This window comes from Mesorhizobium sp. ORM8.1 (assembly GCF_053005525.2).
Genome location: NZ_CM132600.1, coordinates 968,000 through 982,368, shown reverse-complemented (window position 1 = coordinate 982,368; position 14,369 = coordinate 968,000). Strand labels below are relative to the sequence as shown.

18 protein-coding genes, 1 pseudogene and 2 riboswitches are annotated in these 14,369 nt (G+C 64.2%); of the genes and pseudogenes, 9 read left to right on the top strand and 10 right to left on the bottom strand.

All coding sequences use genetic code 11. The annotated features are described in order from the left end of the window. Window positions 1-2 precede the first annotated feature (2 nt). Entirely contained in the window at window positions 3-209 is a 207-nt protein-coding gene (locus tag ACVDG8_RS05090; protein WP_447253728.1) for a hypothetical protein, read from the bottom strand. A 586-nt stretch (window positions 210-795) separates the two neighbouring features. After that, window positions 796-1,003: riboswitch (cobalamin riboswitch) on the top strand. Between the two features lie 107 nt (window positions 1,004-1,110). Here ACVDG8_RS05090 and ACVDG8_RS05085 point away from each other — a divergent pair. Continuing rightward, window positions 1,111-1,410 (top strand): hypothetical protein, encoded by a 300-nt coding sequence (locus ACVDG8_RS05085; RefSeq protein WP_447253727.1) that lies wholly within the window; start codon window positions 1,111-1,113, stop codon window positions 1,408-1,410. A 143-nt stretch (window positions 1,411-1,553) separates the two neighbouring features. Here the strand turns inward: ACVDG8_RS05085 and ACVDG8_RS05080 are convergent, their stop codons facing one another. The 3 genes from ACVDG8_RS05080 to ACVDG8_RS05070 form a co-directional block, all read right to left on the bottom strand. Further along, window positions 1,554-2,147: a hypothetical protein gene (locus tag ACVDG8_RS05080; protein ID WP_447253726.1), complete on the bottom strand. Its 594-nt coding sequence runs from the start codon at window positions 2,145-2,147 to the stop codon at window positions 1,554-1,556. After that, window positions 2,138-2,932 (bottom strand): CbtA family protein, encoded by a 795-nt coding sequence (locus ACVDG8_RS05075; protein ID WP_455707575.1) that lies wholly within the window; start codon window positions 2,930-2,932, stop codon window positions 2,138-2,140. The genes ACVDG8_RS05080 and ACVDG8_RS05075 overlap by 10 nt, the downstream gene beginning before the upstream one ends. A gap of 102 nt (window positions 2,933-3,034) precedes the next feature. Next, window positions 3,035-3,244 (bottom strand): CbtB domain-containing protein, encoded by a 210-nt coding sequence (locus tag ACVDG8_RS05070; protein WP_447253724.1) that lies wholly within the window; start codon window positions 3,242-3,244, stop codon window positions 3,035-3,037. Continuing rightward, window positions 3,245-3,389, bottom strand: a riboswitch (adenosylcobalamin (AdoCbl) riboswitch). It lies immediately after the preceding gene. A 96-nt stretch (window positions 3,390-3,485) separates the two neighbouring features. On the opposite strand from ACVDG8_RS05070, the gene ACVDG8_RS05065 reads away from it, so the two are divergent. The 4 genes and pseudogenes from ACVDG8_RS05065 to ACVDG8_RS05050 form a co-directional block, all read left to right on the top strand. Next, a complete protein-coding gene (locus ACVDG8_RS05065) occupies window positions 3,486-4,055 on the top strand; it encodes a histidine phosphatase family protein (RefSeq protein WP_447253723.1) in 570 nt (189 codons plus the stop codon). A 180-nt stretch (window positions 4,056-4,235) separates the two neighbouring features. Then, complete coding sequence (locus ACVDG8_RS05060; protein WP_447253722.1) at window positions 4,236-5,243, top strand: hypothetical protein; 1,008 nt, start codon at window positions 4,236-4,238, stop codon at window positions 5,241-5,243. Window positions 5,244-5,304: 61 nt separating this feature from the next. Further along, on the top strand, window positions 5,305-7,380 hold the full coding sequence (locus ACVDG8_RS05055; protein WP_447253721.1) for a DUF2272 domain-containing protein: 2,076 nt from the start codon (window positions 5,305-5,307) through the stop codon (window positions 7,378-7,380). Window positions 7,381-7,603: 223 nt separating this feature from the next. Beyond that, window positions 7,604-7,702, top strand: a pseudogene (locus ACVDG8_RS05050) (phosphohydrolase); the annotation flags it as partial. A 9-nt stretch (window positions 7,703-7,711) separates the two neighbouring features. On the opposite strand, the gene ACVDG8_RS05045 reads toward ACVDG8_RS05050, so the two are convergent. Then, on the bottom strand, window positions 7,712-8,239 hold the full coding sequence (locus ACVDG8_RS05045) for a DUF6428 family protein (protein WP_447253720.1): 528 nt from the start codon (window positions 8,237-8,239) through the stop codon (window positions 7,712-7,714). A 42-nt stretch (window positions 8,240-8,281) separates the two neighbouring features. Between ACVDG8_RS05045 and ACVDG8_RS05040 the strand changes: the two genes are divergently transcribed. Genes ACVDG8_RS05040 through ACVDG8_RS05025 form a run of 4 tightly spaced genes read left to right on the top strand, consistent with a single transcriptional unit; the run spans window position 8,282 to window position 10,868 of the window. Continuing rightward, the gene (locus tag ACVDG8_RS05040) at window positions 8,282-8,632 is read left to right on the top strand and encodes an ArsR/SmtB family transcription factor (RefSeq protein WP_447253719.1); all 351 of its coding nucleotides are present in this window, start codon (window positions 8,282-8,284) and stop codon (window positions 8,630-8,632) included. After that, window positions 8,629-9,327 carry an aquaporin gene (locus tag ACVDG8_RS05035; RefSeq protein ID WP_447253718.1) on the top strand — a complete coding sequence of 233 codons (699 nt, stop codon included), beginning with the start codon at window positions 8,629-8,631 and terminating at the stop codon, window positions 9,325-9,327. Before ACVDG8_RS05040 ends, ACVDG8_RS05035 begins: the two co-directional genes overlap by 4 nt. Further along, a complete protein-coding gene (gene arsC, locus ACVDG8_RS05030) occupies window positions 9,324-9,737 on the top strand; it encodes an arsenate reductase (glutaredoxin) (RefSeq protein WP_447257233.1) in 414 nt (137 codons plus the stop codon). The genes ACVDG8_RS05035 and arsC overlap by 4 nt, the downstream gene beginning before the upstream one ends. After that, window positions 9,738-10,868 (top strand): MFS transporter, encoded by a 1,131-nt coding sequence (locus ACVDG8_RS05025; protein ID WP_455707574.1) that lies wholly within the window; start codon window positions 9,738-9,740, stop codon window positions 10,866-10,868. A 311-nt stretch (window positions 10,869-11,179) separates the two neighbouring features. Here the strand turns inward: ACVDG8_RS05025 and ACVDG8_RS05020 are convergent, their stop codons facing one another. From ACVDG8_RS05020 to ACVDG8_RS05000, 5 genes are all read right to left on the bottom strand, one after another. Further along, on the bottom strand, window positions 11,180-11,593 hold the full coding sequence (locus tag ACVDG8_RS05020; RefSeq protein ID WP_447253716.1) for an MAPEG family protein: 414 nt from the start codon (window positions 11,591-11,593) through the stop codon (window positions 11,180-11,182). 21 nt (window positions 11,594-11,614) lie between these two features. After that, complete coding sequence (locus ACVDG8_RS05015; RefSeq protein ID WP_447253715.1) at window positions 11,615-12,097, bottom strand: SRPBCC family protein; 483 nt, start codon at window positions 12,095-12,097, stop codon at window positions 11,615-11,617. Further along, window positions 12,094-12,411, bottom strand: coding sequence for an ArsR/SmtB family transcription factor (locus tag ACVDG8_RS05010; RefSeq protein ID WP_447257232.1), 318 nt, complete (start codon window positions 12,409-12,411; stop codon window positions 12,094-12,096). Before ACVDG8_RS05010 ends, ACVDG8_RS05015 begins: the two co-directional genes overlap by 4 nt. Before the next feature lie 115 nt (window positions 12,412-12,526). Further along, complete coding sequence (locus tag ACVDG8_RS05005; RefSeq protein ID WP_447257231.1) at window positions 12,527-12,850, bottom strand: DUF2934 domain-containing protein; 324 nt, start codon at window positions 12,848-12,850, stop codon at window positions 12,527-12,529. A 408-nt stretch (window positions 12,851-13,258) separates the two neighbouring features. Continuing rightward, entirely contained in the window at window positions 13,259-14,368 is a 1,110-nt protein-coding gene (locus tag ACVDG8_RS05000; RefSeq protein ID WP_447253714.1) for a mandelate racemase/muconate lactonizing enzyme family protein, read from the bottom strand. Window position 14,369: the final 1 nt, after the last annotated feature.

Genomic DNA, 14,369 nt, shown 5'->3' with positions numbered 1-14,369 from the left:
ACTTACTGTACCGGGATATGGGCCATGATGAATCGCAAGGCGTCATCATAGCTGGCGAAGTCGTCAACATTGGCGGCGAGCGGCTTGTGTTGGCCACTCACGGCCCAGACCTGCTTGTCGCCGGTCGATTTGAGGAGGTAGAAAAACGCGGGACATTCATTGTCGACGAAGACGAAGTACAGGTCTTCGTCCCGAAACATCTTCTTCACGGTTATCATGGATTGCGCGCGGCAACAGCGCCATGCCTTGTTTGAACCAATGCTGCTTAGCCAAACCGCCGCCGCGAGTCGAGTGGTCGCAATCTTATCTCAAGCTGATCAGCGCCGTGCCGACGATTGCCAGAAGCGCGCCGGCCCAGGCGGCGTTCGTCGGCCTTTGCCCGCTGCGCAGCCACACCAGCGGCAGGATGATGATCGGCGTCACCGAGGACAGCGTCGAGATGATGCCGACATTGCCGGCGAAACGATCAATCTCTGGCAGGCGCTGGGCGTTCTCCTGGTGCTTTGCGGCATCGTGCTTGCCATCGGCATGCCCAGGGGGGGAACGCGGCCCTTGAGCTCGCTGAGGAACATGGAGCTCAGCGCGCTGCAGCAGGCGGCGGTGACGGTGAGGGCTTCGGGGAGGAGCATGTTGGCCGTTGCGAATCCGGAGGCCGGGCGATTTCCCGATCCTTACGCCAGCCGGTGGCAGTCCGCTAGGCAGCGCATGGGCTGGCACGGATCGTCGCTGGGCCGATTGTCGTCCTTGCGCTTTGCCAGCGTCGCTTTCGTGTGGACGCCTGCCGTGGGCGGATGGTTAGATCGCGGCGTTCAAGGTGCCCTTCGGTCTGAGTCGGTCTGAGGGATAATTGGGAAGCCGGTGAGATTCCGGCGCTGCCCCCGCAACGGTAGCGAAGCTTGCGTTCCGACGAAAAGCCACTGGTGACAAGCCTGGAAGGTGTCGGAACAGGTCCCGCAAGGGACAGCTTCGAAGCCCGGAAACCAGCCTCGAACATCGTTGAACTCGACTGATCGCGGTGGGCGGTCAAGAGGCAGATACGGATCGGCCTTAGCGCCGCCCGTGACTTTCCTCCATCACCACTAGGTTCAGTCCTTGCAAAGAAGGACGAACATGGATTCGCACAGCAAAATACCCGGGCTTGCGCCGGGCAGGCCGGAACGTCCTCGCAGGATGCGCCGGGCCAACGCGACGACGATGCGCGCCGTCTCGCCGCTGCCGCCGCCGGAAGAAGTCTTCGCCGACTGGCTGCTGTCGGTGCCGCATGACGCCGATCTGGAAGCGGCGGCGCTGAAGAAGATCGCGCTGATCGACCACTGCGGCTCTCTGCATCCCGACCTGCAGCGGCTGCGCACCTTGCTGGCCGCCGTCGCTGGCACTAGCGCCTGGCCAATGCGCGTCCGCAAGCTCTGAAATTCCCGACGCGGTGGCGCCGTTGATGGGCCGCTTCGCCGATTATGATGGCGGCGTCACCTCCATCCGATGGAGCACAAGAGCTGCGTTACATCGGCTGGTATCTGGACGAGATCAGCCGGCCCTGAGCAGGCGGGCTGTCGCTAGATTGGGCGTGTGCGCGAGAAGGGCGAACCGAAGATCGACCACCCGGCGGCGATGAGCGCTGCGACCACGGCGACGAGCGCCGCAAGGCTCGGCATGTGGAAGACCATGTCGCGCCAGCGCGGCTCGACCACCCCGCCGGTGCTGAAGCTTTCGCCGCTGAACTGGCACAGGATCCAGGAGGCGCCGCCGCGCACCATGTCGGCGTCGATGTCGGAAATCAGCGCCTTGGCGTCGTGCGCGGCGGCGGGCATCGTCGCCATGTAGGTGAGCAACGCCTTGGCGGTGGCGAGATAGGCGTGGCTGCACTCGTTGAACGGGCTTTGCTCGTCGGCAAGGCTGCCCGGCATCAGGCCCCACAGGCAATAGGTGAATTGCAAATTGCCGTGATTGTAGAGCCGCCGGAAGGTCGGGTCGGTCACGGTCTGGCGCTGGGCAAGCGCGAGGATATCGCTGCGATAACGCGCGATCACGGCCATCTGGCCATGGGTCAGGCTGGGGATCTGGATGCCGGGAGGAGGGGGTGCCGAGGAGCCGCTATGGGCTTGCGCTGGCGCGATGGCCAGAGGGCCGGACACGATCGTCAAAAACAAAACGGCCGCCAGGGCGCGAAACCATGGCGGCCGATACATTGCGATATCAGGCGTAGCGGCGGGCGGCGCCGCTTCGCTTGCCGGCCGAGCTGACGCTCGGCAACCGCCCCGAAGGCTAGTCCGACCACGGCCCACAGAATGAGCTGGATGCCGAGCGAAGCGACGCGGAACTGCCACAGCACGACCGCCGAGAAGTTCTCCGGCACTTCGTTGATGTCGGGAAGGGCTGCCTTGACCAGTGCGAAGACGACGAGGAAGGCGAGCGCCGCGACGATCGAGGCGTTCCAGCCGCCGAGCCTGCTCCACAGCCGCTGCGCCAGGCCGACCGCCGCCACCATGGCCGCGATCGAAATGACGATCATGATGAAGAACAACTCGGTTCTATAGCCGATGGTTTCGGGATTGCCGACCGCGGGCGGGTTGGCCGGATATTTCAACTGAGGCACCACGATCACGGCGAGGAAGCCGAGCACGGCGAGCAACGCCGAGGTGCCGCGCGGACCGAGCGAGCCCAGCCGTCCATTGGCGTAGGCGAAGACCAGCGAGAACAGCCCGCCAAGTGCTGCGCCATAGATCAGCACGCCGGCGGCAAGGCCGATGCCTGCCTGCGTCGGCCGGCTGACGATTTCTTCTTCGGGGGCTTCGCCGGCGGCCTTGGCCTGCGATTCTTCAAAGGCGATAGCCTTGTCGACTTGCGGCTCGCCATAGACGCGCGCGAAGGCAAACGCGATCAGCCCCGCGACAAGCCCGACGAGCATGCCGCGCAGCAAAAGTTTTCCAACCATGTCAAATCCCCTGAGAGCAATTCCAGGAAAAGTGCGTAGCGGTTTTCCGTCCGGAATGCGTTAAATCAAAAGATCGGTGCGGTTCAGCGATGCTGAACCGTATCAGTGGCAGGGGAAGCCGAGCAGGTGACGGCCGTCATGCACGAATTCGTGCACATAGGTGCCGCGGATCAGCGACGTCGCGCCTTCCTCGGCGCCGACGAAATAGATCGCCAGCATCAAGAGCAGCCCGCCGAAGATGGCCCAAGGCAGAAGCTCCCGGACCGGAATCGGCGTTGCGCCGTAACCGGGTGCGAAAGTGGTGTTGGACATATTGACCTCCCCTGGGATCCTGCGTCCCGTTGATCGACAAATGGCTACGAGACAAGGCCTGACTTTCGGCTCTCGCCGATCACAGTGGCGCGACCGTGCCGGATTCGCACCGGCTTCCAATCTCGTATCGCACTAAAACACTTGTCAGCACTTCGTTCGCCTGTCAACGACATGTGCTGTCGGCACGGCTTCGTGAGCCCGAATTTCACTGGTCCACGCCTATCCACAGAGGCTTTTTCGCATGCTCGCACGCCTGACGATGATCGCAAGCGGCGCCACGCCCGGCATGCGCAAGGGCCGTTTCCCGAACGACGAGGCGCTGGAACTGCAGGCTGTGGAGCGCGCCCGGGCGACGGCCGCTTCGCCGCGCCGCGCCGACCGCGTCTGGACGAGCCCCGCGCCTGCCGCCCGGCAGACGGCCGAGGCACTCGGCCTTGAGGCGAGTGTCGAGCCGCTGCTTGCCGAGCAGGATTTCGCCCGCTGGGCCGGCCGGAGCTTCGAGGAAGTCCAGGCCGAGGATCCTGAGGGCATGGCGGCCTGGTTCGCCGACCCGGACGCCGCACCCCATGGCGGCGAAACGCTCAGTGCCGTGGCGCAACGTGGCGCGGCGCTGCTGGACCGTCTGGCCGGCGCGGGCGGCCACACCATCGCCGTCACGCATCCCATGCTCATCCGCGCCGCCGTCGTCCATGTCCTGGGCGCGCCGCTGTCGTCAGTGTGGAAGATCGACATCGAACCGCTGACGCTCACCGATTTGCGCAATGATGGCCGCCGTTGGGTGTTGCGCGCGAGCGGGATTGTCGCCGGCTGACCTTAAACCAGGCCGAAACAATTGCGGCGAAGTGTGAAATACTTCTCAGTTCGCAATTCAATCATGCCTGTAGGTTCCCTAGGTTAGGTTATCCTTATTGAGAGAGTAAAAATATAATAATTGCCGGGGGGCTGATCTGTGAAGCGATTCCTTTGGATTCGTTCGCTTTTCGTTATTTTCATGGCCGCGCTTCAGGGCTGCATGGCGGATCCGACAAAGCACTATGTCGGCGTTCCCCCGGTCATCGATGCGACAAGCGTCGAGCAATCAAGCGGCCGTATCAGCCGGATCATGAATGCCTTGTCGCGCGATACTGGCGGAGGCACCTATTATGACCTGACCGAAGCCGGCTTCAACTATGTCGACGACCGCTGCATGGAGTATTTCAGCGAGCTCTACTATCTGGACCGGCGCCGCGAAGCCACGAAGGCCGGCCTTGGCGCCTTCAGCCAGACCACCAACGCCATTCTCGCGGCAACGGGTGCCTCGAGCCTTTCGATGGTGGCCGTGACGCAGGCCTTCGGCCTTGCCTCCAACCTCACCGACATCGCCGCCGGCACCTATCTTTACCAGCTGCCGCCCGCCACGACGCTGACCTTCGTACGCAAGCTGCAGGGCGCCTATCGCGACGCGGTGGCCGCCAAGGCCAGCCAGATCAACACGCCGACCGCTTCCTATCATCTGATCCAGGACTATCTCTCTTTGTGCCTGCCGCCGGTGATCGAGGCGAAGCTCGTCGAGCATGTCGCGGACGCGGCGGCGACCCCGGTCAAGGGCGGCTCGATTTCGAACATCGAGATCGACGTCAGGACCAACTCGCCGCTGCCGCGCAAGCCGGAAATCATCCAGGAAGTGCGCCAGCCCGCCAAGCCGGTCACGCCGCCTGTAAAGGTTCAGCCTTTCGCCCAGGGAAATTACGAACCGCGACTGAGCCGTGACCGCGTCGCCCGCATCCAGCGCACCCTTTGCGTCGCGCGGGTCGACGGCATCATCAGCGGCGATACCCGCTCGGCGATCGATGATTTCTTCCGCGGCGTTCAGCAGGGTGCCGGCGGCCGCAAATATCCCAGTGTGAGCCTGGGAGGGCTTCAGGCCGAGCATGAAGACAAGCTGCTCCAAGCGGAGGAGCTGGTGGGCAGTGCCTGCACCCACAGGAGTGCATTTGAAATCGGCAGGCTGGTCATGTGACCGGTTCCGCGCAGATCGCCTGAAATTTGGACACGACACGCATTCCACGGGGGGAACACGCATGGCTGTCATGAAAGAGACCCGCACGCTGGCTGGCAAACCGGTAGACGGTAACGCGGGCCCTTCATTGGGCATATCGGCAATCAAGGGGGCGAAAATAGAAGTTCTCAGCGAACTGCCTCCCTTCTTTGTCGAAATCAAAGTGCTGGATCTGCCAGGGCAACCGGTCGGCTGGGTAACCGCGACAGCCGTCGACAAGAATGCCGGTGAGCTGCCGCCGGTCGACGGCGCCACGCTGGCCGGCGTCGCCGTCACGCACGCCGATGCCTTCGGCGTCAACGGCCACTTCCTTGTCGCCTATGCGCATATGCGCAGCGGCTTCATGCAAAGCACTTCCCCCGGCGGCGAGCAGGGGCCATTCGGCCTCAGCGCCGTGGAATGGGCCTATTATGGCGCGCGCGACGATCTCGGTATTGAGCTTCCCGCCGAAGCGCTGACCGAATGGCGCTCGCAGAGCCTGGTGTCCGCCGCGCGCCTGATGCTTGTGCAGAACCAGCTGACCGACGCCGCCGGCCGTGCGCCGAACTGGGCGGAGGTCGCGCTGGCGCTGATGTGCGGACCGGATGCAGTCGCTGCCGCCATCAAGGCGCCGGCAAGCCAGGTGACCGATATCGTTGCCGCTGACGCCGCCGGTGTCGACGTCGCCAACATCGCGGCGCGGTTTTCCGAATTCGTCGATGGCCAGACAGCGGCCGGCGCGGCCGAGAAGATCGCCGTCAAGCTGCAGGCTTCGGCCGATGCGACGCGCGCCCTGGTCCAGGCGCTGGTGCCCGACGATGGCTCCGGATCCTCGACGGTGAACAACAGCGGCGATCCGGCCAACGCCGGCGCTGTTACCGGCACCGGCAAGCTGATGGACATCTCCGACACCGATCTCGACGCGCTGGCGCGTGTCGCCCAGAGCGAGGTGGGCCACTTCGGCAAGTATGGCCAGGACCAGTTGCAGGGCGGGCTCTCGGCCGTCGTCGACACCATTTTCAACCGTGTCGCCCATGCCTCGTTTCCGGGCAGCATCCAGCAGGTGATCGATCAGCCGGGCCAGTTTTCGGCGATCAACAAGCTCGGCACATGGATGAAGCTCGTGGCGGCGTCGTCGGCCAACTTCGATATAGTGCGCCAGCATGTGGAGGCGCGCGCCGGCGGCCAGGCCAGCATCATCAAGGGCGCGGTCAATTTCCTCAACCCGTTCTTTTCCAGCACCAAATCGATGAAGCAATGGGGGCAGTTCGTCGTCGATCACGCCGTGGCGAAATTCGGCAATGAGGCAGCGAAGGACGTCCATTTCCACGGCACCGCGCCTGGTTACGGCCAGCCGCGCGAATACGTGCTAAAGCGGGGCGGACAATCGTCCCAGTTCACGCCTGACGGACAGCTGGTGGCCCCGGCAGCCGCCGCGGCGTCGTCGACTGTCTTTGCGGCCGTTGGCGCGTTTGCCGCCACCGGCACCTCGCAGGCGGCGACCATCCAGGCGCGCTTGATCGAGAACGCCATCGCGGAGTGGAATTTCTTCGAGCAAGGCAAGCGCGTGGAGACCGATGATCCACAATTCCGCCGCATCGGCACCTATTGGCAGGCTGTCGGGGAGAATTTTGATGGCAGGTCGCTGATCCCCGGCAGCAAGCCGGGCGAACTGATCAACCCCGCCTGGTCGGCGGCCTTCATTTCCTACATCGTCAAAATATCGGGCGGCGGCGACCGCTTCCTCTACGCGCAGGCGCATTCGATCTATGTCCAGGATTTCGTCGCCGGACATCCCGGCGGGCTCTATGAGGCGATGCGCCCCGAGCATTACGCGCCTCAGCCAGGCGATCTCGTTCATGCCGGGCGCGAGGGCGCCAAGCGCTTCGACTTCGACGCCGCCCGGGCTGCCTTCAAGGCCGACAAGCGCTATGCCTCGCATTCCGACCTGGTCGTGGGGGTGGACCTCGCCAAGGGCGTGGCGATAACCCTGGGCGGCAATGTCAGCCAATCGGTGTCGCAGAAGCGGCTGAAGCTCAATGGCGACGGCACGCTGCAGACGCGAAAGGACAGCGTCGGCATCCTGCCCTGGATCGCGGTGCTGCGCTGCCTGGGTTGACGGCTTCGACAAGACAAGCCATTTGCTTGCAATCCGATGCGCGTGGAACGCAACCGCGGCGTGTGCGTTGAATTGATGCCGATCAACAAGACACCGGGTTTAGCGCATGAGCAGGACTGCCGTTTGGGTGGCGATTGTCGCCATCATTCTCGTGGCTCTTTACCTGTTGCAGGCAAACGGCATGATCCGGTTCTAGGGTAATTCCAGGAAAGTGCGCAGCGGCTTTCCGCCCGTCAAGGCCGACGTCATCGCCGACAAGGAGCGGCATTTCCACCGCGGCAATGTCTGCAGCGTCATCCGGTCATCGCACTGGCACGGGTGAGGGGATGTCTCAACAAGGGCGGTTGGCGCCGCAACAGGCCGCGCTCGCCGCTTTCTGATCCTCCAGCCAGCGGTCGCGCGGCTTGCAGCTTGCTGGGCGTGGCGACAGCTCGACCTCGATGGCATCGCCGACAAGGGTCGGCTGAGCCGCGCGGTGCAGTTCCATGGGCCCTACGCCGTCGCTGACTTCGAAGGTCAGTTTGGCTGACTGGTCGAGCGCCAGGTGGTCGGCGACCTTGCGGACGATTGCCGCGAATTTGCCGGCCGGCATATGGACGGGTCCACCGTCGGTCACGTCCCACAGCTGGACGAAGATTTCAGTCCAGGATTCAGGATTGGCGCCGCAATCCAGGGCCGAGAAATGTCCGGCCTTGACCTCGGTGACGTGGTAGCCCGGCTTCACCGGGCGGTCATCGTAGCGGAACACGAGCGGCTTCTCCTTGTGGCCGGCCAAAGCCCCAAGCAGCTCGCCGATTGTCAGGTCGGAGGGGTCCATCGGCAGGACAGGCGTGATTTCCTGGTTGTCAGCGGAGAGCATGTCGGTTATTCCTTATTTCAACATTTAAAGGATTATTGAAACGTGGACGAACGTCAAGCCCTCATCGCCTTTGGCGCGCTGTCGCAAGAGACCCGGCTGCGGTTGCTGAGATTTCTGGTCATTGCCGGACCGGACGGCATCGCCGCTGGAATTCTGGCCGAGAAAGTCGAGGTCTCGCCGTCCAATGTGAGCTTCCACCTCAAAGAGCTGGAGCGCGCCGGCCTCGTGACGACCAGGCGGGACGCGCGCTCGATCGTCTACAGCGCCGAATATGAAGCGCTGTCCGGCCTCATCCGCTTCCTGATGGAGGATTGCTGTTCCGGCCTTCCGGAGATTTGCGCGCCGGCGCTGGCAGTGTCTTGCTGCCTGCCTGGCGATGGCGGTCGCCAGTGACCGCCTACACGCTTTCGCGGCGCCTCGTTGCCGAGGCCCTGGGAACCGGCCTGCTGGTCGCAACGGTGGTCGGCTCGGGCATCATGGCTGAGACGCTCACGCACGACACCGCGCTGGCGCTGCTCGCGAACAGTCTGGCGACCGGCGCCATGCTGGTGGTTCTGATCACCATCCTGGGGCCGATCTCCGGCGCGCATTTCAATCCGGCCGTGTCGCTCGTCTCCTGCCTCAATAGGACGCTTGCCGCCGGCGATCTTGCGCCCTACCTGGCCGCGCAATTTGCCGGCGGGATTGCCGGCACGATTGCCGCCCATCTGATGTTTTCACTGCCGGTCCTCGACATGGCCATGAAAGTCCGCGCCGGGTCCGCGCAGTGGTTTTCCGAAGCGGTCGCGACGTTTGGCCTTGTCGCTGTCATTCTTGCCGGCGTCCGGTTCGAGCGAAAGGCCGTGCCCTGGCTGGTCGGCCTCTACATCAGCGCCGCCTATTGGTTCACGGCCTCCACCTCATTCGCCAACCCGGCCGTAGCGGTCGCCCGCGCATTCACCAACACCTTCTCCGGCATACGGCCGGTCGACCTTCCGGGTTTCATCGGCGCGGAGTTGGCGGGCGCGCTGATCGCCATGATGCTCATCGGTTGGCTGCTGCGGCCGCAACCTCTTCACCAGCCTCAGTCAGCGAAGGCGCAGCCATGACGATCACCATCTATCACAACCCGGCCTGCGGCACGTCCCGCAACACGCTGGCGATGATCCGCGCCAGCGGCGAGGAGCCTGTCGTGATCGAATATTTGCAGACGCCGCCAAGCCGCGATCGCCTGAAACAATTGATCGCCGCGATGGCAATCCCGGTGCGCGACCTGCTGCGCGAGAAGGGGACGCCCTATGCCGAACTCGATCTCGGCAATGCCAAATGGTCGGATGAGGAGCTCTTGGATTTCATGTTGGCCCACCCGATCCTGATTAACCGTCCGATTGTCGAGACACCCAAGGGAACGCGGCTTTGCCGTCCCTCGGAAGCGGTGCTGCCTTTGCTCGACAATCCCGTGCGTGAATTCATCAAGGAGGACGGTGAGCGAGTGGCTTACGGATCCGGGCAGGCCTGAGTGGAGGCGCCCGCGCCGGCCGCTCGAAGTCGCCGCGTTCTCGTCTCGGCTCTCGGCATAACCCAAATCCTTACCTGGGGTTCATCCTTCTATCTGCCCGCCGTGCTCGCCGCGCCGATCGCGGCGCAGACGGGGTGGTCGCTGGCCTCGGTCGTCGCCGGGCTCTCCTGCGGGCTTCTGTTGGCCGGGCTGGTATCGCCGGTCACCGGACGGCTGATCCAGCGCCATGGCGGCCGGCCCGTTCTTGCCGCAAGCTCGCTGCTGCTGGCGTCCGCGCATGGTCTGATGGCAACGGCCACGGCGTACCCGATCTATCTGCTGGCCTGGCTGCTGATGGGGCTTGGAATGTCGAGCGGCCTCTACGATGCCGGCTTCGCAACGCTCGGCCGGCTCTACGGGCGGGACGCGCGCGGCGCGATCACCAGCCTGACATTGTTCGGCGGTTTTGCCAGCACCGTTTGCTGGCCGCTCAGCGCCTTTCTCGTCGAGCACGAGGGATGGCGCTTTGCATGTCTCACCTATGCGGCGATCCATCTCCTGGTCTGCCTGCCGCTCCACCTTTGGGCCATACCGTCGCCGCCGGCCTCAGCACCACGGCCGCCGACAGGCGTGCAGAAACAGGGACCCGCCGCGGGCCGAACGCGAAAGCGCTTCACCCTGCTTGCGTCCATCCAGACGGTGGCCGCGCTGATCTCGTCGATGCTGTCGGTGCATCTGCTCACCTTGCTGCAATTGCGCGGGGTGGGCTTGACGGTCGCGGTGGCGCTCGGAGCTTTGATCGGCCCGTCACAGGTGGGGGCGCGGGTTGCCGAGATGCTGATCGGGCGCAACCGGCATCATCCGATCTGGACAATGCTGACCTCCGTTTCGCTGCTTGCGGCCGGAGTAGGGTTCCTGCTCGCAAGCCAGACTTTCATCGCTATCGGGCTGATCCTCTACGGTGCTGGCAACGGCATTTATACGATCGCGCGCGGCGCGCTGCCGCTTGTGCTGTTCGACCCGCAACAATACGCGGCGCTGATGGGCAAGCTCGCCACGCCAAGCCTGATCGTCCAGGCGGCGGCGCCGTCGATTGAGCGCTGCTATTGCACGCGGGCGGCGGCAATCTCCTGCTGGAAGTGCTGGCGATAGCGGCGATAGGCAACGTAGCGCTCTGCGCATGCCTGGTTTCGATTTTGCGCCGATGACAAGGCCTATTTGTCCACCGTCAGCGTCTCGTTGAGCATCGCGGCCAGATGCAAGTACAATGGAAGCGTGTGACGCGAACATGAAGAAGCTCATGTTTTGCGTCGCGCAAAAAACACCGGCCCGGCAATTGCCGGGCCGGGATCTGTGGATCTTTCGATCGTGACGTTCAGTCGCGATGCTCCGGCATCGCCTTGCAGGGACAAACCGCTGGTAGGGTCGAGGGTTCCGCCGACAGGGTGAAAAGCAGTCGCTGCTCAATGCAACGCCGCCCATCCGGTCACGAGGATAAGGATTGTCGTGACCAGCGCGCCTGAGACATACAGGATCGTCCTGACGCTGCCGCCCTTGGCGGCAGCGCCGCCGCGAAGATAGACGGCCAGGTGGACGAGCCGGATCGCCAGGTGGACCCAGACCAGCACGGCGAGCGTGACCGGCCCAACGCCGACCATCATGGCCAGCACCGCCGGCACGGCAAAGGGGGCAAGCGCCTCGACCGAATTCATGTGGACGCGGTCGATCCGGTAGAGCCGGTTGTTGTCGTCGGCCGGAATGACCGGGCCCGATAGCGCGCCGGCAAATCCCTTGGACGACCCCGAGAGGATTGCCAGCGCCACCGACAGGAAACAAAGCGCAAGTATGCCTAGAATGCTCAGCCAATAGGCGTCCATGGTCTCCACTCCTTGTCGCCGTCAGGCCGCGCGGAAAAGATCGCGGAACCGCCGCAAATAGAGCGGCCAGCCCTGGTCGCTGTCCACCGCTCCGCGCATGCCTTCCCAGCCTTCGCCGTGCCGTTCGAGGTTGCGGTGCTCGATCTCGACCCGCGTTCGGTCTTTCGTCTCGGCGGTGAAGCGGACTTCCCATTCGCTGGTCTTGGCCGGGTCGGTTTCGATCTGCCAGCGCGGGCCGATATCCCAGCTCACAAGCAGCCGGTTCGGCGGCTCATAGGCGAGCACGCGGGCCCAGTGGCACTCGCTGCCGTCGACGCCGCGATCGTAGACATGACCGCCGACCCGCGGTTCGAAGATCGTCTCCGCGATCGGGGCGGCAAGCAGATTGTGCTCGCGCGGCTTGAAGCTGTCGAAATCCTCGGTGAACACCCTGAAGGCGCGTGCGATCGGCGCTTCGACAACGACGGAATGCTTTACGGGCGCGGGTCCTGGCTGCTTCATCATGCCTCGTCCTTCGTCGGTTGCTCGACGGCCAGCTTGTAGGCTGCGAGCGTCTTTATCCAGAACTGGTCGATCTCGGCCCGAAACTCTGCGAGCCCATCCGGATCGATGCGGTAGATGCGCTCCTTGCCCGACGGCGTATCGGCCACCAATCCGGCCTGCTTGAGGACCTTCAGGTGCTGCGACACGGCCGGCCGGGTCACGGGCAGCACATTGGCCAGCCCGCTGACCGAACTGGGACGGTCGACCAGCAGTTCGAAGATCGCGCGCCGTGTCGGATCGCCGAGCGCCGTCCAGTATTTCGCGTTAGTGGCCACTAACGCGAAGTTAGAACGAGGTGCTTGTCCTGTCAACCTGGGGAATGCATGCCGGCGCGCTGGAAACGTTCGGCGGCGCCGAAGAGGCGCCAATTCGCCTTGCCGCCTGGCCAGATCAAATCCGGTTTTTCGCCTTCAAGCTCCGGGCCGCGGCCTCAACCGCCGCGCGGTCGTCGCCCAGCCGGTCGAGCAACTCCTGCGCCTCATCGCTCGAAATGCCGGTGCGCACCGCCAAAGCCTCGACCGTCAATACGTCCGGGCTGCCGACCTGGCGAGTCTCGGGCAGTGCGTCATCCGCCGTCAGCGGCAGCGCCGCCTCGCGGTCGATTTCCATTTCCGCCTGATGCCAATGCCGTTCATGGTCGCCTTCCAGGCCGCCCTCGCGCTGCCAGATTTCGTATGCCCGCTGCTGGATTTTCTGGTGCCGTTCTTCACTCATCGCCATTGCTCCGTGGGTTTCGAAATCAACGCGGAGCAGGGCGGAACGATCCACGGTATCGACGAAGTTGATCGGCGCGTGGGCGCAGTCGGTCGAGACGCCCAGCGGGGTGGTAATCGCATAGGTGGTTCCCCCACTCCGTCTCGGCTTCGCCGAGCCACCTCTCCCCTCCGGAGGGAGAGGAAATGCTGCCGTCGAAGGTGCGCGAAATTTTGATCATTGAGAGCGTTAGAATTGAGAGCGTTAGAAAGGCTAACCGCTGAGGCGCGACTTGGGCGATTGGCGTTTCCTCTCCCTCCGGAGGGGAGAGGCGGCTCGGCGAAGCCGAGACGGAGTGGGGGACGGCGCTGATGATTATCGCCTACGCCATTCCGATCCGAACCGTGAGCTTGGCTGCGCCGCTTCCGTTCAGCGTCCGTATGTCGCCACCGCTTCGCCGAACATGCCGGGCTCCGGCTTCACACCCAGCCCCGGTCCCTTCGGCACGGCGATGTGGCCGTTTTCAATGACGACCGGGTTCGCGGCATCAAAATGCCCGTCGATGTATTCCTGCGCGATCCAGGCGCCTTCCATGCGGCGCGGCTCGACGGTGGCGGCGAGATGCACGCAGGCCGCGGCGATGATGTCGCCGCCCCAGGCGTCGTCGCAGCTGTGCGGCAGCGAGCGGATGGCGCAAAGGTCGCGCACGGTGGTCATCCTAGTCAGCCCGCCGAGGCGGGTGACCTTGAAGCCAAAACCGTCGGCGATGCCGAGCGAGATGGCCCGCAGCACCGCGTTCTGGTCCTCGGTGCTTTCGTCGAGATAGACCGGATGCGTCACGCGGCCCTTCAGCGTCGCGATCTCGTCCATCGTGTTGCAGGGTTGCTCGAAGACGAAGGGCATCGCCTGGCAGAGCCGGTCGAGTTGGATCGCGGCCGACACCGTCAGGCCTCGATTGCCGTCGACCGCTAGCCGTGCCTTGTAGCCGACCGCTTCCCAGACCTTGTGAACCACGGCCACGTCTTCTTCGAGACTGCGCCCGCCGATCTTGACCTGCAGGCGCGGATAGCCGTCCCGGACCTTGTCGACGGCGATCCTGGCCGTCTCGTCCGGCGACCCGACGATCAGCGAATAATAGCTCGGCACGCGATCCGTCAGCGCGCCGCCGAGCAGCGTCGAGACAGGAACGTCGAGCTTTTGGCCAAGCAGGTCGAGGAAGGCCATATCGAAGCCGGCCTTGGCGTAGCCATGGCCGTTCAGCCGCTCGTCCATGCGCTTAGCCAAGAGCCGGATCGAGGCGATCTCCGCGCCGATCAGTCCCGGCGCGATTTCGGCGATTGCCGCGCGGGCGCCGAGCGCGTGATGCGGCTGGTAGACCGGGCCGATCGGGCAGGTTTCGCCCCAGCCGGTCAGCCCGTCATCGGTCACGATCTCGACGAGCGTCGAGTCCAGCGCCGTCACGTCGTCGCTCGCCATCCGGTAGGCGCCGCCTTTGACGGGCAGTTGCGCCGAATAGACGTTGATCTGCTGGATGCGCATC

Excerpts from the sequence above, each read along its gene's own strand:
- ACVDG8_RS05075 (WP_455707575.1), bottom strand. The coding sequence starts at position 2,932 with ATGGTTGGAAAACTTTTGCTGCGCGGCATGCTCGTCGGGCTTGTCGCG.
- ACVDG8_RS05045 (WP_447253720.1), bottom strand. The coding sequence starts at position 8,239 with ATGCTCTCCGCTGACAACCAGGAAATCACGCCTGTCCTGCCGATGGAC.
- ACVDG8_RS05005 (WP_447257231.1), bottom strand. The coding sequence starts at position 12,850 with ATGAGTGAAGAACGGCACCAGAAAATCCAGCAGCGGGCATACGAAATC.
- arsC (WP_447257233.1), top strand. The coding sequence starts at position 9,324 with ATGACGATCACCATCTATCACAACCCGGCCTGCGGCACGTCCCGCAAC.
- ACVDG8_RS05060 (WP_447253722.1), top strand. The coding sequence starts at position 4,236 with ATGGCCGCGCTTCAGGGCTGCATGGCGGATCCGACAAAGCACTATGTC.
- ACVDG8_RS05085 (WP_447253727.1), top strand. The coding sequence starts at position 1,111 with ATGGATTCGCACAGCAAAATACCCGGGCTTGCGCCGGGCAGGCCGGAA.
- ACVDG8_RS05000 (WP_447253714.1), bottom strand. The coding sequence starts at position 14,368 with ATGCGCATCCAGCAGATCAACGTCTATTCGGCGCAACTGCCCGTCAAA.
- ACVDG8_RS05070 (WP_447253724.1), bottom strand. The coding sequence starts at position 3,244 with ATGTCCAACACCACTTTCGCACCCGGTTACGGCGCAACGCCGATTCCG.
- ACVDG8_RS05055 (WP_447253721.1), top strand. The coding sequence starts at position 5,305 with ATGGCTGTCATGAAAGAGACCCGCACGCTGGCTGGCAAACCGGTAGAC.
- ACVDG8_RS05020 (WP_447253716.1), bottom strand. The coding sequence starts at position 11,593 with ATGGACGCCTATTGGCTGAGCATTCTAGGCATACTTGCGCTTTGTTTC.
- ACVDG8_RS05015 (WP_447253715.1), bottom strand. The coding sequence starts at position 12,097 with ATGATGAAGCAGCCAGGACCCGCGCCCGTAAAGCATTCCGTCGTTGTC.
- ACVDG8_RS05065 (WP_447253723.1), top strand. The coding sequence starts at position 3,486 with ATGCTCGCACGCCTGACGATGATCGCAAGCGGCGCCACGCCCGGCATG.